The 23,379-nt window shown below is 48.1% G+C and carries 20 protein-coding genes; 9 read left to right on the top strand and 11 right to left on the bottom strand.

What is annotated here, in order from left to right:
* Positions 1-25: 25 nt before the first annotated feature.
* The 3 genes from psaB to ACMUEV_RS12530 form a co-directional block, all read right to left on the bottom strand.
* Positions 26-2,239: a photosystem I core protein PsaB gene (gene psaB, locus ACMUEV_RS12520; RefSeq protein WP_017288763.1), complete on the bottom strand. Its 2,214-nt coding sequence runs from the start codon at positions 2,237-2,239 to the stop codon at positions 26-28.
* A gap of 20 nt (positions 2,240-2,259) precedes the next feature.
* On the bottom strand, positions 2,260-4,515 hold the full coding sequence (gene psaA / locus ACMUEV_RS12525) for a photosystem I core protein PsaA (protein WP_017288762.1): 2,256 nt from the start codon (positions 4,513-4,515) through the stop codon (positions 2,260-2,262).
* A gap of 882 nt (positions 4,516-5,397) precedes the next feature.
* Complete coding sequence (locus tag ACMUEV_RS12530; RefSeq protein WP_190651988.1) at positions 5,398-6,216, bottom strand: squalene/phytoene synthase family protein; 819 nt, start codon at positions 6,214-6,216, stop codon at positions 5,398-5,400.
* A 170-nt stretch (positions 6,217-6,386) separates the two neighbouring features.
* On the opposite strand from ACMUEV_RS12530, the gene ACMUEV_RS12535 reads away from it, so the two are divergent.
* The 6 genes from ACMUEV_RS12535 (at position 6,387) to recQ (ending at position 15,071) form a co-directional block, all read left to right on the top strand.
* The gene (locus ACMUEV_RS12535) at positions 6,387-6,866 is read left to right on the top strand and encodes an EVE domain-containing protein (RefSeq protein ID WP_144056219.1); all 480 of its coding nucleotides are present in this window, start codon (positions 6,387-6,389) and stop codon (positions 6,864-6,866) included.
* A 53-nt stretch (positions 6,867-6,919) separates the two neighbouring features.
* Positions 6,920-8,716: a translational GTPase TypA gene (gene typA / locus ACMUEV_RS12540; protein WP_026148710.1), complete on the top strand. Its 1,797-nt coding sequence runs from the start codon at positions 6,920-6,922 to the stop codon at positions 8,714-8,716.
* Positions 8,717-9,176: 460 nt separating this feature from the next.
* Positions 9,177-10,919, top strand: coding sequence for an iron uptake porin (locus ACMUEV_RS12545; RefSeq protein ID WP_190651987.1), 1,743 nt, complete (start codon positions 9,177-9,179; stop codon positions 10,917-10,919).
* A gap of 162 nt (positions 10,920-11,081) precedes the next feature.
* Positions 11,082-11,528, top strand: a complete 447-nt coding sequence (locus tag ACMUEV_RS12550) for an RrF2 family transcriptional regulator (protein WP_017288756.1) — start codon at positions 11,082-11,084, stop codon at positions 11,526-11,528.
* 48 nt (positions 11,529-11,576) lie between these two features.
* Positions 11,577-12,542 (top strand): cysteine synthase A, encoded by a 966-nt coding sequence (gene cysK / locus ACMUEV_RS12555; RefSeq protein WP_017288755.1) that lies wholly within the window; start codon positions 11,577-11,579, stop codon positions 12,540-12,542.
* A 147-nt stretch (positions 12,543-12,689) separates the two neighbouring features.
* A complete protein-coding gene (gene recQ, locus ACMUEV_RS12560) occupies positions 12,690-15,071 on the top strand; it encodes a DNA helicase RecQ (protein ID WP_242044523.1) in 2,382 nt (793 codons plus the stop codon).
* Here the strand turns inward: recQ and ACMUEV_RS12565 are convergent.
* Both ACMUEV_RS12565 and ACMUEV_RS12570 read right to left on the bottom strand, forming a co-directional pair.
* On the bottom strand, positions 15,068-15,589 hold the full coding sequence (locus ACMUEV_RS12565; RefSeq protein ID WP_190651986.1) for a TM2 domain-containing protein: 522 nt from the start codon (positions 15,587-15,589) through the stop codon (positions 15,068-15,070). The genes recQ and ACMUEV_RS12565 overlap by 4 nt on opposite strands.
* A gap of 77 nt (positions 15,590-15,666) precedes the next feature.
* Positions 15,667-15,876 carry a hypothetical protein gene (locus tag ACMUEV_RS12570; RefSeq protein ID WP_190651985.1) on the bottom strand — a complete coding sequence of 70 codons (210 nt, stop codon included), beginning with the start codon at positions 15,874-15,876 and terminating at the stop codon, positions 15,667-15,669.
* 186 nt (positions 15,877-16,062) lie between these two features.
* Between ACMUEV_RS12570 and ACMUEV_RS12575 the strand changes: the two genes are divergently transcribed.
* The gene (locus tag ACMUEV_RS12575; protein WP_242044522.1) at positions 16,063-16,434 is read left to right on the top strand and encodes a hypothetical protein; all 372 of its coding nucleotides are present in this window, start codon (positions 16,063-16,065) and stop codon (positions 16,432-16,434) included.
* Entirely contained in the window at positions 16,431-16,853 is a 423-nt protein-coding gene (locus ACMUEV_RS12580) for an HNH endonuclease (RefSeq protein WP_190651984.1), read from the top strand. Before ACMUEV_RS12575 ends, ACMUEV_RS12580 begins: the two co-directional genes overlap by 4 nt.
* A gap of 13 nt (positions 16,854-16,866) precedes the next feature.
* On the opposite strand, the gene ligA is transcribed toward ACMUEV_RS12580, so the two are convergent.
* Positions 16,867-18,888: an NAD-dependent DNA ligase LigA gene (gene ligA / locus ACMUEV_RS12585; RefSeq protein WP_190651983.1), complete on the bottom strand. Its 2,022-nt coding sequence runs from the start codon at positions 18,886-18,888 to the stop codon at positions 16,867-16,869.
* Between the two features lie 260 nt (positions 18,889-19,148).
* On the opposite strand from ligA, the gene ACMUEV_RS12590 reads away from it, so the two are divergent.
* Entirely contained in the window at positions 19,149-19,349 is a 201-nt protein-coding gene (locus ACMUEV_RS12590) for a hypothetical protein (RefSeq protein WP_190651982.1), read from the top strand.
* Here ACMUEV_RS12590 and ACMUEV_RS12595 read toward each other — a convergent pair.
* The 5 genes from ACMUEV_RS12595 to ACMUEV_RS12615 all read right to left on the bottom strand — a co-directional run bounded on the left by ACMUEV_RS12595 (position 19,315) and on the right by ACMUEV_RS12615 (position 23,363).
* Complete coding sequence (locus tag ACMUEV_RS12595; RefSeq protein ID WP_347277613.1) at positions 19,315-19,965, bottom strand: HAD family phosphatase; 651 nt, start codon at positions 19,963-19,965, stop codon at positions 19,315-19,317. The two genes, ACMUEV_RS12590 and ACMUEV_RS12595, sit on opposite strands and share 35 nt — an antisense overlap.
* An 82-nt stretch (positions 19,966-20,047) precedes the next feature.
* A complete protein-coding gene (locus ACMUEV_RS12600; protein ID WP_190651980.1) occupies positions 20,048-20,398 on the bottom strand; it encodes a hypothetical protein in 351 nt (116 codons plus the stop codon).
* A 42-nt stretch (positions 20,399-20,440) separates the two neighbouring features.
* Positions 20,441-20,851 carry a MerR family DNA-binding protein gene (locus ACMUEV_RS12605; protein WP_017288745.1) on the bottom strand — a complete coding sequence of 137 codons (411 nt, stop codon included), beginning with the start codon at positions 20,849-20,851 and terminating at the stop codon, positions 20,441-20,443.
* Positions 20,851-21,105 carry a hypothetical protein gene (locus tag ACMUEV_RS12610; RefSeq protein ID WP_017288744.1) on the bottom strand — a complete coding sequence of 85 codons (255 nt, stop codon included), beginning with the start codon at positions 21,103-21,105 and terminating at the stop codon, positions 20,851-20,853. Before ACMUEV_RS12610 ends, ACMUEV_RS12605 begins: the two co-directional genes overlap by 1 nt.
* The gene (locus ACMUEV_RS12615; RefSeq protein WP_190651979.1) at positions 21,102-23,363 is read right to left on the bottom strand and encodes a heavy metal translocating P-type ATPase; all 2,262 of its coding nucleotides are present in this window, start codon (positions 23,361-23,363) and stop codon (positions 21,102-21,104) included. The genes ACMUEV_RS12610 and ACMUEV_RS12615 overlap by 4 nt, the downstream gene beginning before the upstream one ends.
* Positions 23,364-23,379 lie beyond the last annotated feature (16 nt).

Consider the following 23,379-nt stretch of genomic DNA (forward strand, 5'->3'; position numbering starts at 1 on the left):
CATTTACCTACTGCATTCAGTTCGATTAGCCGAACTTACCTGCTGTAGAAGCAATCACGAAGGCTGCATACGTCAGCACATAACCTGCCGTGAAGTGAACCAGACCGACCAACCGAGCTTGAACGATCGAGAGAGCAACCGGCTTGTCCTTCCAGCGAATCAAGTTCGCGAGCGGAGTGCGCTCATGCGCCCAAACCAGAGTTTCGATCAATTCTTGCCAGTAGCCTCTCCAGGAGATCAAGAACATGAAGCCGGTTGCCCAGACCAAGTGTCCCAAGAGGAACATCCAAGCCCAAACCGCCAAGTTATTCATGCCATACGGGTTGTAACCGTTGATCAATGGAGCAGAATATTGCCACAGGTAGTCACGCAGCCAACCCATCAAGTAGGTCGAACTTTCGTTGAACTGAGCCACGTTACCCGACCAGATCGCCAAATGCTTCCAGTGCCAGTAGAACGTTACCCAACCGATGGTATTCAACATCCAGAACATTGCCAGATAGAAGGAGTCCCATGCAGAGATATCGCAGGTACCGCCACGACCCGGACCATCGCAAGGGAATGCGTAGCCAAAGTCTTTCTTATCCGGCATCAGCTTCGATCCACGAGCATCCAACGCACCTTTGACCAAGATCAAAGTGGTGGTGTGCAGACCGAGCGCGATCGCGTGGTGAACCAAGAAGTCACCAGGGCCAATCGTCAAGAACAGTGAGTTAACACCACTGTTAATCGCATCTAACCAACCCGGCAACCAAACGTTACCGTGGTTCGGCCAAGCCGTTGTTGCGATGCTGTCAGGGTTCGACAGTAGAGCATTGAAGCCATACAGTGCCTTACCGTGAGTCGACTGAATCCATTGAGCAAACACAGGCTCAATCAAGATTTGCTTTTCAGGAGTACCAAACGCAACGACAACATCGTTGTGAACGTACAGCCCGAGAGTATGGAAGCCCAAGAACAGCGACACCCAGCTCAGGTGAGAGATAATCGCTTCCTTGTGACCCAAGATACGTGCAAGCACGTTGTTCTTGTTTTGGTCTGGATCGTAATCACGAACCCAGAAGATTGCGCCGTGTGCAAATGCGCCCACCATCAAGAAGCCAGCAATGTATTGGTGATGAGTATACAGAGCAGCTTGAGTCGTGAAGTCCTTCGCAATGAAGGCATAGGGCGGCATCGAGTACATGTGCTGCGCAACCAAGGACGTCACCGTTCCCAACGCAGCCAAAGCAAGACCAAGTTGGAAGTGCAAGGAGTTGTTGACAGTGTCATACAGTCCAGTGTGACCGTCACCCAAACCGCCAGCGGGTGGTTTGTGAGCATTCAAGATGTCCTTGATGCTGTGACCAATCCCGAAGTTGGTGCGGTACATGTGACCTGCCACGATGAAGATCACCGCGATCGCTAAGTGGTGGTGAGCCATATCGGTCAGCCACAGCGATTCTGTTTGCGGGTGGAATCCACCGAGGAACGTCAAGATCGCAGAGCCAGAACCTTGAGCTGTACCAAAGATATGTTCAGCAGTATCTGGATTTTCTGCATACACACCCCAATTTCCAGTAAAGAAAGGTGCAAGACCTGCAGGGTGCGGCATGGTGGACAAGAAGTTGTCCCAACCCACATGCTGTCCGCGAGATTCAGGGATAGCAACGTGGATCAAGTGACCTGCCCAAGCCAAAGAGCTAACACCGAACAAACCAGACAAGTGGTGATTCAAACGCGATTCAGCGTTCTTAAACCAAGCCAAGCTCGGACGGAATTTAGGCTGAAGGTGTAACCAACCTGCGAACAGGAGGACAGCAGACAAGATCAACAAGAAGATCGAACCTTGGTACAGATCACCATTGGTTCTCATGCCGATCGTGTACCACCAGTGGTAAACACCTGAGTAGGAAATATCGACAGGATAGTTCGCACCACCTTGGGTAAACGCATCTACCGCAGGCTTACCGAACTGAGGATCCCAAATCGCATGAGCGATCGGGCGAATGTTGAGCGGATCTTTGATCCATTGCTCAAAGTTGCCTTGCCAAGCAACGTGGAATAGGCTACCAGATGCCCACAAGAAGATGATTGCCAAGTGACCGAAGTGAGTCGCGAAAAGCTTTTGATAGAGCTTCTCTTCCGTCATTCCGTCGTGGCTTTCAAAGTCGTGAGCGGTGGCAATCCCATACCAAATCCGACGAGTAGTAGGATCTTGGGCAAGGTCTTGACTAAATTTGGGGAACTTAGTTGCCATAGCTGTTTGTTAATCCTCGCTCATCCGATTGACAATGATCGAGCTAGGAAGAATGCCCACGTTGTGGCAATCCCGCCTAATAGGTAGTGAGCAACGCCCACAGCCCGTCCTTGAATAATGCTCAACGCACGAGGCTGAATTGCAGGTGCAACTTTGAGCTTGTTGTGTGCCCAAACGATCGATTCGATCAGCTCTTGCCAGTAACCGCGTCCGCTAAACAGGAACATCAAGCTGAATGCCCAAACAAAGTGAGCGCCCAAGAACATGAGTCCATAAGCTGACAACGCAGATCCGTAAGATCCAATCACCTGAGCCGCTTGTGCCCACAGGAAGTCGCGCAACCAACCATTGATTGTGATCGCACTTTGAGCGAAGTTACCGCCCGTAATATGGTCTACCGTTCCATCTGCTCCAACCGTGCCCCAAACATCAGACTGCATTTTCCAGCTGAAGTGGAAGATAACGATCGACAAGGAGTTGTACATCCAGAACAGACCGAGGAACACGTGATCCCATCCAGACACTTGGCAAGTACCGCCACGACCCGGACCATCGCACGGGAAGCGGAAACCAAGATTCGCTTTATCAGGAATCAAGCGTGAGCTACGCGCAAACAGCACACCCTTCAAGAGGATAAGAACTGTTACGTGAATCGTGAAAGCATGAATATGGTGAACCATGAAGTCCGCCGTACCCAACGCGATCGGCATCATGGCAACTTTGCCAGCGACAGCGACCGTTCCACCGCCAAATGCAAAGCTCGCAGGAGCCAGCGCATTCGGAGCAGTTGTGCCCGGTGCAAGCGTATGCAGGTTTTGTACCCACTGCGCAAACACAGGCTGCAATTGAATTGCGGTATCCGAGAACATATCTTGCGGACGACCCAAAGCACGCATCGTGTCGTTGTGCACGTACAGACCGAAGCTGTGGAAGCCCAAGAAGATACAAACCCAGTTCAAGTGAGAAATGATGGCATCGCGATGGCGCAATACGCGATCAAGCAAGTTGTTTTGGTTCACAACTGGATCGTAGTCACGCACCATGAAGATCGCTCCGTGAGCGGCTCCACCGACGATAAAGAATCCACCCAACCACATGTGGTGAGTAAATAGCGACAACTGCGTTGCATAGTCAGTTGCCAAATACGGGTAAGGCGGCATTGCATACATGTGCTGAGCCACGATGATGCTCAAAGAACCAACCATTGCTAAGTTGATTGCCAGTTGAGCGTGCCAAGAAGTGGTCAGAACTTCGTATAAGCCTTTGTGACCTTCCCCAGTGAAAGGACCTTTATGTGCTTCCAGGATTTCCTTCATGCTGTGACCGATACCCCAGTTGGTGCGGTACATGTGTCCAGCGATGATGAACAACACAGCGATCGCCAAATGGTGATGTGCCGTGTCAGTCAGCCAGAGACCGCCCGTGACCGGGTTCAAGCCACCTTTGAAGGTGAGGAAGTCAGAATATTCACCCCAGTTGAGGGTAAAGAAAGGAATAAGACCTTTTGCGAAGCTGGGATAGATATCCGCCATCAATTGGGTGTTCAAGATGAACTCATGAGGCAGAGGAATCTTATCCGCAGGTACGCCCCGATCGAGCAACTCGTTCACAGGTAGGGAGACGTGGATCTGGTGTCCCGCCCAACCCAACGAACCGAGTCCGAACAGACCGGCCAGGTGGTGATTCATCATGGACTCCGCATTCTGGAACCATTCCAGTTTGGGAGCGCGTTTGTGATAGTGGAACCAGCCTGCAAACAGCATCAAACCAGCCATGACGAGACCGCCGATTGCGGTGCAGTAAAGCTGAAATGTGTTCGTGAAGCCAGCACCCCGCCACATTTGGAATAAACCAGAGGTGATCTGAATTCCGTGGAAGCCGCCGCCGACATCCGCGTTAAGAATTTCTTGACCGAAGATGTCCCAAACCACTTGCGCGCTGGGTTTTACACCAGTCGGGTTTGCAAGCCATGCTTCATAATTTGAAAACTTAGCGCCGTGGAAGTACATTCCACTCAACCAAATGAACACAACGGCTAAATGACCGAAGTGCGCGCTAAAAATTTTACGAGAAACGTCTTCTAAGTCGCTTGTATGGCTATCGAAATCGTGAGCGTTAGCGTGAAGGTTCCAAATCCAAGTGGTGGTTTTGGGTCCCTTAGATAGGGTTCGATCGAAGTGTCCCGGCTGTCCCCATTTCTCGAAAGAAGTCGGGGTGGGATCTTTATCAACGACGACCCGCACCTTTGCCTCGCGCTCCGGTGGGCTAATTGTCATTGAGACTCTCCTCTCTCTAGACAAGGAACGAGGAATCCCGATCCGGCACTGGTTCTCAAACCCTTCTGTTAAGCAAACTCGCGACGGGATGACAAGGCATAAGACCTAGTTGCGGATTCCGCAGATGTCGCTGAGTAGCTTGGTCTGAGATTCCAGTTGGCTCCCAGGTATTGGGATCGCGCCTTCGTGGGTTCTCAATGGGTCATTATAGGGCTTTGATGAAAACGTTTCAGAAGCTTATTAACAATAATTCAAAGTTCGGATTTTCTTGACTCTGCTTGGATCTGAGGCATTAGGTGAAATCGAAAAGTCAAGAGGTTTGTGATTAACTTTACATTACTCAAGGATTGAGATTTTTGATTCATTCGCTTAATCATAAGTGATAGTCTCTGAATCTTGTTGTTCATAAAAATTGTTGTACGTCCTGAGCTAGACGCAGGATTGAGTCCGTGATCTCGACGTTTTCCGGCCGGAAGCGATGGTACAGCCTGGTTCAAGCTATGACAATCCTGCTAGGTTTCATAACCCAAGATTTTTCAACATGGAAGCTCAGGGAGATTTAGATAGCACAATGAGCGTGCGATCGCGTTCTTTAATCTTTCTTAACAGAGCAAATTAGTATCGCTCTGTAACAGCAAATTTCTCATTCTGTGAAAGATTGAAGCCGTATTGTGGGAAGTTCCTGTGGGATCTCACGAGCTGACTGAGATGGCTTGCGCGAGAGCTTTTGGGGAAGATGAAGATTGTTGGAGAGTTCATGTGCAAATCACAATGAAGCGCTATCGATTTGCATCATGCAGAGAGACTAAAGCGATTCGCTGCAATCGCGTTTCCAATCCACCACGGACTGGAAACGCAAGGGTTGATCTCATTCAAACGGTTCTAACTCGCTGTCACTTGCTGAACCAGTTCCATGACTTCCGATCGACTGAGTTTTTCTGCCCCGTGCTGTATCGCTTCTAAAGTTGCATAAGCCAACGTTAGAATGACGCGGCAGAAATCCCGTGCCGGGCTGATTTCAGGCAGCGACTCGACATAAGCACTCGCAAGTTCAAGCTGGCGGCGGGAATAAGCTTGCATCTCATCATCTGTCCACCCCTTCGGGTAGAACGCTACACCACGAGTAAAATCCTCGCCGTGATTTCGCAAAATATTCACCGACTGTAACCCCCGACCGAACCCCACTGCTTGAATACGATCGGTCTTCGTTCCGTCATACCAAGCCCAAAGATCCGATAGCAACAATCCAACCGAAGCTGCCACGCTAAACGTATATTGATCAAGTTCCGTTTCAGTATGAATTGCCCAATTACAGTCTGCCCAATGCGCCATGCGGTCAGACATGGTAGAAATCGCTTCCCAAATTCGAGGAGCAATTTCCGCAGGCGCATAAGAGAGCCATTCATCCAGTCGCAGTGTGACTTCTTCAAGATGCTCAAGTTCTGAGGCAAAAATTGGACGGAAATCTTCAGACGTAAAACCGCGATCGCCCGCTTGCAACACCAAACTGATTTGCCGAAGCATTCGAGACTTGGCTGCATTCTCTAAATCGGGATGGTCTTCGATTTGGTCGATCGCTCTCATGCACAAATATGCCGACGCTACCGCTTCTTTGAGTCCGGTCGGCAGGCGACTAATGGGAATGAAAAATGTCCGACTCGTCTCCTTCAAAACATCCAAGGCGGTTTTTTGTAAGTTCATATGATTTCACTCCTCTCTCGAAACTTTTATAACAGGTTGCGTTCTCGAAAAACTGTTTATTCACATGTCACTCAATAATTTCTGCTTATTCGCAACCTTACAAGATGTTGGAACTCAGTGCGGTAGACTGCTGGGGAATTTTGGGAATCAGCATGAAATTGGAATTGAACATGAAATATTGGTTGATGAAATCAGAACCTGATGTCTATGGGATTACGGATCTCGAACGCGATCGCATCACTCTCTGGGACGGTGTTCGCAATTACCAAGCGCGGAATTATTTAAAGTCAATGGAGGTCGGAGACCTTGCGTTCTTCTACCATTCCAATGCCAAGCCACCTGGCATCGTCGGCTTGATGCACATTGTGGAAGCTCGTGTCGTCGATCCCACTCAATTTGATCCAGACAGTGATTATTACGACGCAAAATCTTCACCAGATGCTCCCCGATGGCATACCGTTCGAGCAGAGTTTGTTAAGAAATTCCCAATGATTTCGTTGGAGATTTTACGACAAACATTTACACCCGAAGAATTAGCAGTCGTCCGGCAAGGCAATCGCCTCTCTGTATTGCCTGTAGAAAAAGAAATCAGCGATCGAATTTTCAACTTAATTTCAGAACAAATTTCCAACCGAACCAGAAGCCGTTAGGATAGAATTGTTAAGCTCTTATTACGATTCTTTTCAACCCTTACGGTCTATCTATGACTCTTCCCATTCGCAACGTTGCTATCATCGCTCACGTTGACCACGGTAAAACTACACTGGTCGATGCTCTTCTTAAGCAGGCGGGAACGTTCCGCGAGGGAGAAGAGATCCCGGACTGCGTAATGGACTCGAACGATCTAGAGCGCGAACGCGGCATCACGATTTTGTCTAAAAATACCGCTGTTCGATACAAAGATACTCTAATTAATATTGTCGATACACCTGGACACGCCGACTTCGGTGGTGAAGTTGAGCGAGTTTTAGGCATGGTAGATGGCTGTCTACTCATTGTGGACGCAAACGAAGGTCCAATGCCTCAGACTCGCTTTGTGTTGAAGAAGGCATTAGAGAAAGGACTGCGCCCGATCGTATTTGTGAATAAAATCGATCGTCCTCGTGCCAATCCAATGATTGCGGTTGATAAAGTTCTGGATCTGTTCATTGAACTGGGTGCAGACGATGACCAGTGCGAATTCCCTTATCTCTTTGGTTCTGGTCTTTCCGCGTTTGCGAAGAACACGCTGGAAGAAGAATCAGATGATATGCAGCCGCTCTTTGATGCAATTTTACGTCACGTTCCGCCGCCAGTTGGCGATGCGTCGAAACCCCTTCAATTGCAAGTGACAACACTAGATTATTCAGATTATCTCGGTCGGATTGTGATCGGGAAAATTCACAACGGCACGATTAGGGTTGGGCAGCAAGCTGCGATCGTTACCGAAACTGGAGAAGTCGTCAAATCTAAAATCTCGAAGCTAATGGGCTTTGAAGGTCTAAAGCGGATTGAAATTAGTGAAGCAACGGCTGGAAACTTAGTTGCAGTGGCAGGGTTTGCCGGTGCAAACATCGGTGAAACAATTACTGATCCGAATGATCCTCAAGCATTGCCTCTGATTAAAGTCGATGAGCCGACATTGCAAATGACATTCTCTGTGAACGATTCGCCGTTTGCTGGGCAAGAAGGGACGTTTGTAACCTCACGGCAACTCCGCGATCGACTGTTCCGCGAACTCGAAACAAATGTGGCGTTGCGAATTGAAGAAACCGATTCACCAGACAAATTAGCCGTATCTGGACGGGGTGAACTGCACCTTGGGATCTTAATCGAAACAATGCGTCGGGAAGGTTACGAGTTCCAAGTCTCTCAGCCACAAGTGATTTTCCGTGAAGTAAACGGGCAACCTTGCGAACCCTTTGAAACTCTAGTCTTAGATGTTCCCGAAGAAGCAGTCGGAGGCTGTATCGAACGTCTCGGACAGCGCAAAGGCGAAATGCAAGATATGCAGGTTGGAACCAATGGACGCACGAATTTGGAATTTGTGATTCCAGCTCGCGGTTTGATTGGATTCCGGGGTGAATTCATGCGTCTGACTCGTGGGGAAGGCATCATGAACCACAGCTTCTTGGAATATCGCAAGATGAGTGGGGACATTGAAGCCCGTCGGAATGGGGTGCTGATCTCATTTGAAGAAGGAACCGCGACATTCTATGCCATGCAGAACGCTGAAGATCGTGGAGTCTTCTTTATCAAGCCTGGAACGAAAGTCTACAAAGGCATGATTCTGGGTGAGCACAATCGCCCACAAGATCTCGAACTCAACGTCTGCAAAGCGAAGCAGCTAACAAACCACCGTGCATCAGGTGGTGAAGAACTGGTTCAATTGAAAGAGCCAGTTGATATGAGTTTGGAACGGGCACTTGAGTATATCGGCCCTGACGAACTGCTAGAAGTCACCCCCGAATCGATTCGATTACGGAAAGTGGCAAAAGCGAAGAGATTAGCGAAGAAATAGGTTGAGCAGCGGGAGGTTAATCACTTCCCGCTTTTTATTTGGAGAGCGATCGCACTCTTCTCAGTCGATTCGTTAGAATCAACCCTCCCATGCGTATCAGATTCCCTACGACAGTATTCAAGCCCAGCATTCGACCCGCAAATTCAGACTTCGACGGATTGAGCGCCGTTGAGCCTGAACTTTTGGTGCGAATTTCATGAACTTCTTCTTAACTTGGAGTGAATCCAGTTAAGAACTGAATAGACTTTTCTTTATAAAGATTTAGTAAAGAACTGATGGTGTTCCTGATCACAACTCTCTTGATAAGCAGCCTGAAACGTTGATTTCGCTGATAATTTGAAATTTCAACCAGTTTGGAATCTGAATTGTACTAGGCTATACTGTTACGGAATGTTGTAATTTTGCCATCAAGGCGAAGTTGCAATGTTTTCAATCTGATGGTGTGAATACGGAAGTGACCATGTCTAATAATTTGTGGAAATCGCTGCTGGTTAATCCAGTGCTTTTGAGTGCGACCCTGACTGTCTCCGCGACGATCGGCATTGCGACCGCCGCTAATGCATCTGAAATTAAAGTTGATACGACCGCTCCGAGTACTTCGCTTGACCAATTGAATGCATATAGCAACGAAGGAGTTGTATCGGCGAATGACGCTGGTCAAGTCACTTCAGTCTCACAATTGTCGGATGTCAGACCCACCGACTGGGCATTCCAAGCGCTGCAATCCTTGGTTGAGCGCTATGGTTGTATCGCAGGTTATCCCGATCGTACCTACCGTGGGAACCGAGCGCTGACTCGTTACGAATTCGCCGCTGGTTTGAATGCTTGTCTCGATCGCGTCAACGAATTGATCGCAGCATCCACGGCTGACCTCGTTAAGAAAGAAGATTTGGCAACCCTGCAAACACTGCAAGAACAATTTGCAGCAGAACTCGCAACTTTACGCGGTCGTGTGGATTCACTGGAAGCTCGCACCACCACTTTAGAGAAGCAGCAATTCTCCACCACTACCAAACTGCAAGGGGAAGCAATTTTCTCAATTTCTGGCGCACAAGGCGACAGCAAAGCAGTTAGCTCCTTGTTGGAGAGAAGAGCAGCAGAAACGGGCGCAGCCGTTGCAAGACCTGACGTTGACGACAATACCACCTTCAGCAACCGAGTTCGTTTGAGCTTGAGAACGAGCTTCACCGGACAAGACACATTGTTGACCCGGATTCAAGCACGAAACATCACCGACTTCGCGGGTGCAGCAGGCACAAACATGGCTGACCTCTCCTATGAAGGCGGTCGGACGGCAGACAACTCGGCATTCGTCGATAAATTGTTCTATCGTTTCCCGATCGGGCAAGGTGGAGCCGTTACCATTGATGCGATCAACGGTGAGTTCTACAACAACGTCAACAACTTCAACCCACTGCTAGCAAGTGATAGCCAAGGCTCGATCTCGCGCTTTGGTCGTTTCAACCCAATCTACCGTCAAGGTGCAAGTGGTTCAGGAAGCGGTGCGGGTGTAACTCTAAACTATCCATTGAGCCAAGCATTCACGGTATCGCTCGGCTATTTGGCTGATAATGGCAACGATCCGACCGACAAGAATGGATTGTTCAATGGCTCAAATGCAGCATTGGCTCAGCTTGCTTTCAAACCCTCTTCAAATATTGACTTGGGTTTCACTTACGTCCGCTCTTATGACCGTTTGACAGGTGCGAGTGTTTCCAGTGGAACAGGCAGCGCCTTGTCGAACAACCCATTCGGTAATTTCATTAATGCAGGGGGAGTTCGGGGTTCGGCAGTTTCAGCAGACCACTTTGGTGTTCAAGGGTCATTCAAAGTGACGCCGGGTCTCGTTTTATCAGGTTGGGGCGGTTTGACCAAAGCCCATGCTGAAAACAGAGCAACCAACGCAGATGCAACAATTCTGAACTGGGCTGTGGGTCTTGCATTCCCTGACTTGGGTGGAAAGGGCAACATGGCGGGTCTGATCTTCGGGATGCCGCCGAAAGTGACCGATAGTGATTTGGTCGTGAACGGTATTCGTCAGGAAGACGAGGATACTTCGTTCCACTTGGAAGGTCTTTACCGTCTGCGATTGAACGACAAGATCTCGATCACGCCGGGCATCATTGTATTGTTCAATCCTGAGCACAACAATGCAAACGATACGGTTTATGTCGGGACAATTCGGACGACTTTCTCGTTCTAGTCTAAATTGATGCCTTGCTAAAACTTGAAAGCCTCGCGATTTGCGAGGCTTTTTTTATATCAAAAAATTGGAAACCTACAAAACCCTAGTGGATAACCGGAGTATACTAGGAGAAAGAGCCTTCAACTCGATCTGAAATCATCTGTTTACCTGAGTGTGCCCGTGGAGATTTCCTGTAAAAGCGAATATGCCCTGCTTGCGCTAATTGAACTCGCGATCGCTTACGAGAGCAAAGAGCCGCTCCAAATTCGGCAAATTTCTGTTCAACAAAATATTCCCGATCGCTATTTAGAGCAACTGTTGGCGATGTTGCGGCGGGGTGGGATTGTGCGATCGCAGCGGGGTGCAAAAGGTGGCTATCTGTTAGCAAGAGAGCCGTGGAAAATTACGCTGTTTGAGATCTTGGCATGTTTAGAAGGATTTGATACGCAGCCGATCGATCAAGAGACGGCGCTAAAATCTGGTAAAACGCTCGAAGGAGCAGTCATTTGTGAAATTTGGCACGAAGCTCAAGAAGCCGCAAATGCTGTCTTTCAGAAATATACGCTGAAAGATTTGTGTGAACGGCGAGATGCGCGTCGTCAATTGGACTTCATGTATTACATTTAATTTTTGCCCCGACGTAAGAGATTGCGTCATTTACCCATATTTTTCTCTATGCGGATTGCTCAGAATGTTACAGCTTTGATTGGACATACTCCTCTTGTCCAACTGAATCGCATTCCTCAAGCCGAAGGATGTGTCGCGCGAATCGTTGCCAAGCTCGAAGGCATGAATCCTTCGGCTTCAGTCAAAGATCGAATCGGAATTAATATGATTTTGGCGGCGGAACGAGAAGGATTGATTTCGCCAGGCAAAACAGTTTTAGTCGAGCCGACTTCGGGAAATACAGGAATTGCGTTGGCGATGGCTGCGGCTGCAAAAGGCTACCGACTGATTTTGACGATGCCGGAAACGATGAGTTCGGAGCGGCGAGCCATGCTGAGAGCTTATGGTGCGGAGTTGGAGTTGACTCCGGGAATCGAAGGGATGGCAGGTTGTATCCAACGCGCGCAGCAGATTGTCGATACGACGCCTCATGCTTATATGTTGCAGCAGTTTCGCAACCCTGCGAATCCTCAAATCCACCGTGAGACGACGGCTTCGGAGATTTGGGAAGATACGGAAGGCGAGGTTGATTTTGTTGTAGCGGGAATTGGAACAGGCGGAACGATCACGGGAGTTGCTGAGGTGATTAAGCAACGCAAGCCAAGTTTTAAAGCGATCGCAGTTGAACCTTCTAATAGTCCTGTACTCTCCGGTGGTCGTCCAGGGCCGCATAAAATTCAAGGGATTGGGGCAGGGTTTATTCCACCTGTACTGAATGTGAATCTGATTGATGAAGTGATTTCAGTTTCAGATGAAGATGCGATCGCGTACAGTCGGCGATTGGCAAGAGAAGAAGGATTATTGTCCGGAATTTCCAGTGGAGCCGCTTTAAAGGCAGCGATCGAGATCGGGAAGCGCCCGGAGAATGATGGCAAGCTGATCGTGATGATTCAGCCGAGTTTTGGAGAGCGATATTTAAGTACAGCGCTGTTCCAAGATCCAGAGTTGACGATGCCGTCCATGTTGAATGGATAAGGGTTTTCGGCTCGATGTCCTACTAACTCATCACAATCAATCTGATAGGGGTGGGGAGATAGGGAGATAGGGGCAATCTGAGTCTAGGTTCTCCCCATCTTCCCACTTTGCAGGATGGATGCGGTTGACGACTAGCGATAAGAAGAGATGCGATCGTATCTCTTGTTAAGCTGGATTAGTACTGCTATTCTGTTGCAGTTGCAGCGCTTCGGCGTTTGGGGCATTTTGGCAATCCTGTTCTCTCTTCTCAAAGTCATGTCTACGTCTTTATCGATTTCGCTCGATTCGCCTTCGTTAGAAGAGGCGCTAAAACATTACTTTGGGTATGACAGTTTTCGTCCGGGTCAGCGCGAGATCATTGAACATGTTTTGGCAAATCGAGATCAGTTGGTGATTATGCCAACAGGCGGCGGGAAGTCGATTTGTTTTCAACTGCCAGCCTTGCTCAAACCAGGATTGATGATTGTTGTTTCGCCGCTGATTGCATTGATGCAGGATCAAGTTGAACTCTTACGAGACAATGGGATTTCAGCAACATTTCTGAATAGTAGTTTGTCAGCAGAGGAGCGGCGATCGCGAGGTCGAGCGGTGATGGAAGGCAGAATTAAACTGCTGTATGTTGCACCGGAGCGGTTGCTGAGTGAGGATTTTCTTCAAGGAGTCATGCCGCACATCGTTGAGCGAGTGGGGATTTCAGCCTTTGCGATCGATGAAGCGCACTGTGTTTCAGAGTGGGGGCATGACTTTCGACCTGAGTATCGGCAACTGAGTACTTTACGATCGCGCTATCCGAACATTCCCATCATTGCTTTAACTGCAACTGCAACGCATCGAGTGCGAGATGACATTGTGCAGCAGTTGAACTTACATCAGCCGCGAGTGAATGTTTCGAGCTTTAATCGTAGTAACTTGTACTATGAAGTTCGCCCAAAGACGAAAACGGCTTATGCCGAGGTTGTTCAGCAGATCAAAGAAACGCCCGGAGCCGGAATTATTTATTGTTTAAGTCGGAAACGAGTCGAAGAGATTGCAGCTCGGTTAAAGCAAGATGGCATTGCAGCACTGCCTTATCATGCTGGACTCAATGCGGAAACGCGCCAAGATAATCAAACTCGTTTCATTCGAGATGATGTGAGAGTGATGGTCGCGACGATCGCATTTGGTATGGGAATTAATAAGCCGGATGTGCGATTTGTAATTCACTACGACATTCCCAAAAACATTGAAGGTTACTATCAAGAATCAGGGCGAGCTGGACGGGATGGAGAACCTTCGACTTGCACCTTGTTTTATAGCTATGCCGATATAAAAACGATTGAATATATCATTTCTCAGAAAGTAGACCCCAACACGGGTGAAGCTCTCGAAGATGAACAACGCATTGCGACTCAACAATTGCGGCGCGTCATTAACTATGCAGAAGCAACCGATTGTCGTCGCACGATTCAGCTTTCTTACTTTGGTGAAGACTTTGCAGGTCAGTGCGATAACTGTGATAACTGTAAGTTCCCGAAACCTGTTGAAGATTGGACGGTTGAAGCGCAGAAATTCCTTTCTTGTATCGCGCGATTTGCTCAACGAGGGCGCACGTTTGGCATGGTACATACGATTGATGTGCTGCGCGGTTCTAAAAGTAAGCGGGTTCTTGAGAATAAGCACGATACACTCAGCACTTACGGGATTGGGAAAGATATCAGTGCTGATGATTGGAAGATGTTAGGTCGATCGCTGATTCATCAACGTCTAGTAGACGAATCAACGGATGGTTACTCTGTGCTAAAACTCAATGATTTAAGTTGGGAAGTGTTGCGATCGGAGAGAAAGGTTCACATCGCGATCGATAAAGCTAAACCTGCACTGACGATTGCTCAAACTGTTGCAGTTGATACGCCTGAATCCGAAGAACTCTTTGAGCGCTTGCAAAAACTCCGCAAACGTCTAGCAGACGAACAATCTGTGCCGCCGTATGTGGTTTTCTCGAATGCAAGTTTGCGGCTCATGGCACAGCAACAACCGCAGACGCGCCAGCATTTTCTCAATATTTCTGGGGTGGGAACGCGCAAGCTGGCACAGTATGGAGATGTCTTTTTAGCAGAGATTCGAGAGTTTCGAGTAGATAATGGGTTGCCGATCGAGATCGAGCCGACTTCAGAAGCCAAGATTACAAAATTAGAGAACCATGTGACAAAGCTCGATTCTGCTCCAGTTCCGCCTGCTGCGAATGAAGCAACTTATACGCAGCTTTATACGCTGGAACTCTTCCAGCAGGGCATGAAGCCTTCAGAGATTGCAGAGGAGCGCAAAATTCGTTTAAGCACGGTGATGACGCATTTGGCAGATTTGATTGAGATGAACTATCCGGTGGATCTCGATCGCTTAGTTGCGCGCGATCGCCAAGCAAAAATTCTCGAAGCGATTCAGCAAGCGGATGATTTCTCGCTGTCTAAACTGCGCGATCGCTTAGGCGATACTTACGGCTGGGATGAAATTCGGTTAATGCGATCGTGGTGGAATGTTCAGAATCACTAAAGTTCTTTGAATTCGTAGAGGACAATTCCTGTTTCTGGATCATTGCCGATTTCAAGATAACCACTGTTTAGCATTTCTTTCAGTAAGTTTTCAACCTGCTGAAAACTTAGCCCGGTTGCCATTACGCCTTGAGTCACAGAGAGCTTACCATCTCTGGATTCTGCTGCTTTTAAAAGCTCAATCGTCGCTTGCTGCCGAGACATCGATTCCATCGAATCAAACAGCTTTGGCGATCGCATCGCTGCAAACTTGGAAGATTGCAATGTGATCTGCTCGATTTTCAGTGCGATCGGGTTTTGCTCTATTAGCGGTCTGTACTGTTCTCCAAGACGAGCATTGTGAACTTCGACCATTTTGGGAATGAGAAGCAGATCGAATAATTGCCCAAAGCCGAACAGCCCAAATGTGCCAAGCCAAAGAAATCCTGTTGCAGTCTGACCATTGTAAAGGCGGTGCAGTCCAGATAGACCCACTAATCCGCCTAACCATAGAACATAGGCTGTTCCGACTTTGTTCATAGCGTCGATCGCACTTTACTGCTGCTATGATAGCGAGAATTTCAGGTCTGTTCGATGCGGTGATGATCGTAAGTATTTCACAAATGAACTCGATCGAGAATGGGGCTGAGATCGCGGTTCAGATCGATTTCATCGGCGACTTTACAAAGCGGTGAGTTACGGAAAAAATCGACGAGCGAAGCATTAGATTTCTGAGGAGCTAAGCTCTGGCTGAGACGTTGAATGAGACGAAGTTTTTCGGCAGGCTCAAGGTTGAGAAGTTGCTGTTCTAGTTCTTGAATGGTCATCAGCCATAGTTTGAACTCGGTTCTTTTAATTTTAAGGTGAGGCAGCACGATCGCGGATTAGGCGATCGTTTGAAATTCAGTGAAATACCATCTGGGTTCTGCATTTTCGGTGTAGCGGGTGAGGATTCCGAATCGCACTTAATCTAAACCGAATCACCATGCCAAAATAATCGTAGAGACAATTTCATGACTTCCATGCAAATTACGATCGACCTTCCTGAAGCCCTGCTAACGCGCCTGAATGCTCTAGAGCAAAGCTTGCCTCAAGTTCTAGAAGTGGGACTCGATGAACTGACTGCCAGACCTCAAGCTGGATTTACAGGTTTTGCAGAAGTTCTAGAATTTCTCGCGAATCTTCCAACTCCCGAAGAGATTCTTGCCTTGCGTCCCTCAGAAACGCTGCAAGCTCAAATCGATCAACTTTCTGAAAAACATAGAGCCGAATCGCTAACTCCCCAAGAAAAGCAACTCTGGCAACAATACGAATATCTAGAGCATGTCATCAGCATGGCGAAAGCAAAAGCTTATCTCAAACTGAATTCCCAAGCGATCGCATGAGCAAAACTTACGTTCCTGCTGAATTGCGGCGTAGAGTAACAGAACGGAGCAGAGGATGTTGTGAATACTGTTTGCGTCCAGAACTTTTCTCTCTCAGTGTCCATGAAATCGATCATGTGATTGCAGAAAAGCATGGCGGTAAAACGACAGAAGATAATCTCGCGATCGCGTGCAAGATTTGCAACACGATTAAAGGCAGTGATATTGCTTCTATCGATCCAGAAACCGACGAAGTGACTGCACTTTACAATCCAAGGCGCGATCGCTGGCGAGAGCATTTTCGACTAGAAGGATCTGAACTCTTGCCTTTAAGCGATCGCGCACGAACAACAATTCGTCTACTTCAACTCAATCGCAGCGCCATTCTAAAGGAGCGCCCATTATGGCCTGCCACTGGAGTGGTTTATATTCCAACCTAAAGCAATTTTTACTTTACCCCTGGATGAGTTGAACTAGATCCGCTTCCGAAAGGATTGAGACTCCTAACGTTTGCGCCTTTTCCAGTTTCGAGCCTGCCTTCTCTCCAGCAACTAAGTAATCTGTCTTCTTACTCACAGAATCCGTTACTTTACCGCCTGCTTTCTGAATCAAGGCTTGCGCTTCATCCCGCTTCAGGGTCGGCAAAGTTCCAGTAATCACAAAGGTTTTTCCTGAAATTGCTGTCTCAACTTGAGCAACTGGTACAACTTCGCCTTTGAGTTGAATTTCGGCTTGTCGTAAGCGATCGATGAGTTCCTGGTTGCCATGATTCTGAAACCACTGTGAAACCGATTGGGCAATCTCAGATCCAAATCCTGGTACGGCTGAAATCTGCTCAGGTGTTGCTGCTGCTAATTCTTCAACACTCGGAAACGCTTGGGTTAAAGTTTGAGCGTTCACACTGCCAACATGCCGAATGCCTAACCCGTACAACACTCGTGACCAGGGCTGAGATTTGGAATCTTGGATTGCTTTGACAATTTTCTCAGCAGATTTTTTGCCCATGCGTTCTAGCGTCAGAAGGTTCTCGATCGTTAAATCGTACAGTCCAGCAACCGAATTCACGAGATTTTGATCCACGAGTTGAGCTACTAATTTCTCGCCTACGCCGTTGATATCTAATGCGTCACGGCTTGCCCAGTGCGTTAATGCACCGCGTAAGATCGCAGGACAAGACGCATTAATACATCGCGTTACCGCTTCATTTTCGGGTTTCACAACTGGTTCATGACACTCCGGGCAATGAGTTGGCATTTCAAACAGTCGGGCATTCTCAGGACGCAATTCGGTCAGGACTCGCACGACTTCAGGAATAATTTCTCCTGCTTTGCGAACAATCACAGTATCGCCAATGCGACAATCGAGTTCGGCAATGCGATCGCGATTATGCAGGGTTGCTCGCGATACTGTTGTGCCTGCTAATTGCACAGGTTTTAGTTCGGCAACGGGTGTAATTGCGCCTGTTCGTCCAACATTGACACTAATATTTTCTAAAATTGTCGGAGCTTCTTCTGCCGGATATTTCAGCGCGATCGCCCAACGTGGAAATTTCTGGGTAAATCCAAGTCGAGTTTGCAGGGCAAACGAATTGAGTTTGATCACAACTCCATCCGTCATATAGCGGAGTTGAGTACGATCGACTGACCAGCGATCGCAATAGTCCTGAACAGCTTGTAAATCAGCACACTTTTCTCGTTCTGGATTGACTCGGAATCCCATTTCTCGTAAGAGTTCTAAAGCCTGCCATTGCGTTTCTAGTTCACCTGGAACATGCAGCGTGTAAGCAAAGAAATCGAGCCGACGCTGGGCGACGATTTTAGCATCAAGCTGGCGTAAGGTTCCGGCAGCCGCATTGCGGGGATTGGCGAAAAGTGATTCTCCGGCTTTTTCGCGATCGCGGTTAATCTGCTCGAACGAGTCGAGAGAAAGAAATGCCTCGCCTCGAACTTCGACCACAGGCGGCGGATTGTCTAAATTCAGGCGCAGCGGCACAGACCGAATCGCCCGCACATTCTGAGTAATTTCTTCTCCGGTCATTCCATCTCCACGGGTCGCACCCCGCACGAGCAGCCCATTTTCATACGTCAGCGCCAAGGCATTGCCATCAATTTTCAGTTCGCAGACATACTCAAATTCAGTCACATCGGGCGCAACTTTCCGCCAACGCTGTTCCCAGGTAGCTAAGTCGGCATTTCCGAAGGCATTTTCTAAGCTGTAGAGTGAAATATTGTGCTTGACCGAAGTGAAGTGGCTAGCAGGGCGTTCTCCGACTCGTTGCGTCGGACTGTCTGGGGTAATTAGTTCTGGGTAGTGCGATTCGATCGTTTGTAGTTCACGGTAAAGCTGATCGTAGACCGAATCTTCGATCGTCGGCGCATCTAGCACGTAATAGTCATAACTTGCCTGCTGTAACAAGCGTCTAAGTTCTTGGACACGCTGCTGAGTTTCCGGGGTCAACTGTGCGACTGAATCCATGCCTTTTCCTCTGCCAATCTCAATCAGAGCATAGTTTACTTGCTAAAATCACTCCTCTACCAGGAAAATGATGTCAAAAGCTTCAGTATTTTAGTACTATTTTCGTTGATTAAGCTCAAGCAAGCTGAAAATTTGAGGATGAAAAAATAAGACTGAGACAGGATTGACGCATGTACTCTGTCTCAGTACGATTACAGAAGGGTGATACCAGATTGAGCAAAGAACGTTGTTAAGGTCCCGATTCGTTCTGGAAAATGTGTATGAACCCCCCATCCGAAATTCCACGCGCCCCCAAACCTGAATCCGAAGAAACCCCTATTTCAGAAGCTGGTGGCATGTTTGATGCATTTGTGAGTTTAGAAGAGATTGCTCCTGACGTAACGTGGTCAGATGCGATCGCAGATCAGTGGGGAATCCCAAACACCCCTAATCAAGCAGCGCCCAAAGTTCTGGAGCAGTAAAGTCCTGAATCGCCAGCGTGGTTCCCATGTGTTTTAAATCCTTTGGGGTTTGAGTCGATGCGATACCAACGGTCAAAATTCCGGCAGCGATCGCAGATTGGATCCCCAGAGGTGAATCCTCAAACGCGATCGCTTGATCGGGTTCGAGTCCAAATTGTTTCAATGCATAAGTGTACGGTGCGGGATCAGGCTTGCCGATGCCGACTTCTTCCGCCAGAATGACGCGATCGAACACATCATCTAATTGCAAAGCCTTCAGCATAAACTGAGCATTCTTACGAGGTGCATTCGTCACCACTGCTTGCTGGATATGCCGCTGTTTTGCCCAGTCGATCAGAGCCATCAAGCCGGGAGTGAGCGGTAATTGCTGCGCAAGCGCACGAAACCGGGCTTCTTTTTGTTCTGAAAGGGCTTCACCCTCAGCAGCACTTAACTGAGGTAAGAATTTTGCGATCAAGCGCGGGTTCGTACTACCGCTCATTTCCTGCTTATAGAAGGTTTCGGTGATCTCAATGCCGAATTCTTTGAGACAGTCCTGCCAGGCAATAAAATGAATCGGGTCAGTGTCTGCGATCGTTCCATCCAAGTCGTAGAGAATAGCCTTTAGCGATTGCACGATCGTACCTTCACAAAACTTCACGGCTAAGGATAGCGTGAATCGGCACAACTAGCCATCTATTCAGCGGATATTTTTTGGCTTAGCACTGAGCGATCGATCGCGTTGAAGGGACACCGAAAATTGGAGTGGCATCTAAGCCAGTAACTTGTTGAAATTCAGTTGGCGTAAACGAGATCGCGATCTGATTCACCTGCCAATGGTGCAATAACGCTTGAACTTGCTGAAAAAACTCAATCCCTCGGGTCATGGGAACTTTCACCCAGTTTTGCACCAGAATTTCGACCAGTGCCAGTTCGATCAAGGCAGGCGGATACAGTTGTAACAATTCGGTCAAACAGTCTTGGCACAGCTCAATGTTTTCGCTATCTAACTGATAGCTACTGATGATGTGTTTTACTCGCTGTTGTTGAATTTGTTCCTGAAGACTCATCGGAAATGAAATTGCGCTACAAACAAGCTTAGCTTAAGTTGATCAATTCGATTCACTTTCAATGATTGGACAAATGGTTGCAGCAGAATTTGTGGCTTGCTGTGCGAGTAATTCTTCTAATTCCTGCTTGAGTATTTGGAGTTGCTGAATTTGGCGATCGATGTCACTCAATTTACCTTTGAGCGCCTGCTGAACCCGCTCACATGGCAGATCTCCTTGATCGTGTACTTCTAAAAACTCATGAATCTCCGATAGACTCATGCCCAAATGTTGCGCCCGCTTGATGAAATTTAGACGAGTGAATACATCCGCGCTAAATAATCGAAATCCGCCTTCTGTTCTGCCTACAGTTTTGAGTAAGCCTAGCTCCTCGTAGTAGCGGATTGTTTTAATCGGAATTCCGCTTTCTCTTGCAACTGTACCAATCAGTTTTGCGTCTTCTTGAACCAACATTAGTTCTCTCCTGTTTGAATTTCGCTTTGAGGCGAACCCTTGCGACGTTTAGGTTTGCTCGATAGGAACCACCACAGTTCTAGACTGATTAATCCTATCCCGCCTAAAGTGACGATCGCTTTATTCTCAAGCGGCTGTTCGATGCGATGGAACTGTCCAGTTTGAGCAGGCTGCATTTCCATGTTGTGAGGAGTTTGAGCCACTGCACGATTCATCAAAAGTAATCCTAAAATAGCAATGAGTGTGTTTTTCATCTTCCAAAGGGCTTGGGTTGAAAATTGCGAAGTCGGAGCGCGTTCGTAACCACGGAAACAGAGCTAAATGCCATCGCTGCTCCTGCAATAATTGGGCTGAGCAACCAACCAAAGAACGGATAGAGAATGCCTGCTGCGATCGGAATGCCTGCCACGTTATAGATAAACGCGAAGAACAGATTTTGCCGAATGTTGCGAATCGTGGCACGACTGAGTTGAATGGCAGTCACAATGCCTTGTAAGTCCCCAGAAATTAGAGTGATATCACTCGCTGCGATCGCAACATCGGTTCCGGTTCCGATCGCGATTCCCACATCGGCTTGTGCAAGAGCAGGCGCATCATTGATGCCATCGCCTACCATCGCAACAATTTTGCCTTCAGATTGCAAAGTTTCGACAGTTGCAGCTTTTTCATCAGGGCGGACTTCTGCAAACACCCGCTGAATATTCACCTCTCGTGCAATCACATCAGCAGTCCGGCGATTGTCTCCCGTCAGCATGACGACTTCTAAGCCGAGCTTTTGTAAAGCACGAATTGCAGAAATCGACGAAGGTTTTACCGCATCTGCGATCCCCATAATTGCTTCAACTTGGCGATCGACCGCAATCCAGACAACCGTTTTGCCCAGTGATTCGAGTCGATCCCACTGCGATCGCAAAATGCTCGTCTCAATGCCTAATTCTGTCATCCAGCGATGTGTGCCAATCTGAATCAGTTGATCCGCGACATAACCTTGAACTCCACTTCCCGCGATCGCTTCAAAGTCTTGAGCGCTCGTGAGTTCGACAGCTTGCGCTTGTGCATAGTGCACGACTGCTTCTGCTAATGGATGTTCAGAATTCTGTTCGATTGCAGCAGCTAAACGGAGCAGATTTAATTCATTGCGATTCGCAGTCCCTCGAACCGTAACAAAATCCGTGACCGTTGGTTTCCCTTGGGTAATTGTTCCAGTTTTGTCGAGAACGATTGTTTGTAGTTTATGCGCCAGTTCTAAACTCTCTGCTCCTTTGATTAAGATGCCATTCTCTGCACCTTTACCCGTACCGACCATAATCGAGGTCGGAGTTGCTAAACCTAATGCACAGGGACAGGCAATAATAAGCACGCCAACTGTCGGAATCAACGCCATCGTCACATTGCCCATGACGTTGTACCAGAGAATAAACGTTGCGATCGCAATGGCTATCACCACCGGAACGAACCATCCGGTCACTTGATCTGCCAAGCGTTGAATCGGAGCTTTTGAGCCTTGTGCTTGTTGCACCAGTTTCACAATCTGAGCGAGAAAGGTATCTTTGCCCACTCGTGTTGCTCTGAAGATAAAGCGACCTGTTTTATTTAAGGTCGCTCCAATCACTTCATCGCCAACTTGTTTACTCACAGGCACACTTTCACCTGTAACCATCGATTCCTCGATCGTCGATCGACCTTCAATAATCTCCCCATCGACCGGAATCTTTTCACCAGGACGCACAATCACGAGATCTCCGACCGTCACTTCCGCGATCGGGACATCCATCTCCTGTCCTTGGCGAATCACGCGCGCTGTTCTTGCCTGCAACCCAATCAGTTTACGAATCGCCTCAGAAGTGCGTCCTTTAGCACGATGTTCTAACAACCGACCTAGTAAAAGCAGCGCAATAATCACACATGCCGCTTCAAAGTAAACGTCTGGAGCAAGCCCTTGAGCGATAAACCACTGTGGAAAAAACGTTGGAAATAGAGAATATAGGTAAGCAGAACCCGTCCCGATCGCAACTAAGGTATCCATCGTCGCAGTGTGTCGCTTCAGAGCTTTCCAGGCATGGATAAAAAAAGACGCACCACACCAAAACAGCACAGGCGTTGTCAATATCAACTGAGTCAGTGGATCATGCAACTCCATCGGAATCCAGGGAATCGGCAGTCCGAGCATGGCAGGAAGCGACCCGATCACCAACACAGCGCTGATGATGCAAGCGACCCAGACTTTGCGGCGCAACTTGCGATTTTGAACTTGTCGTTCTCGCTGGTCTGCATCCTCTTCATCCGCTAGCACATTCTCTTGCATCGGCTGAGCAGAATAACCTGCGTCATTAACAGCTTGCTGAATCTCAGCTAGATTGGTTTTGCGAGAATCGTAAGCGATCGTGGCTTGCTCTGCGCCAAAATTGACGCTGCACTCATTGACACCCTCGACTGAGCGAATCGCATCTTCAATATTCTTCGCGCAGGCGGCACAACTCATGCCTTGAAGTTTGAGCGTGGTGGTTTCCATAAGACAAATTAGGAAA

This window comes from Leptolyngbya sp. FACHB-1624 (genome assembly GCF_047649235.1).
GTDB classification, from domain to species: domain Bacteria; phylum Cyanobacteriota; class Cyanobacteriia; order Leptolyngbyales; family Leptolyngbyaceae; genus Leptolyngbya; species Leptolyngbya boryana.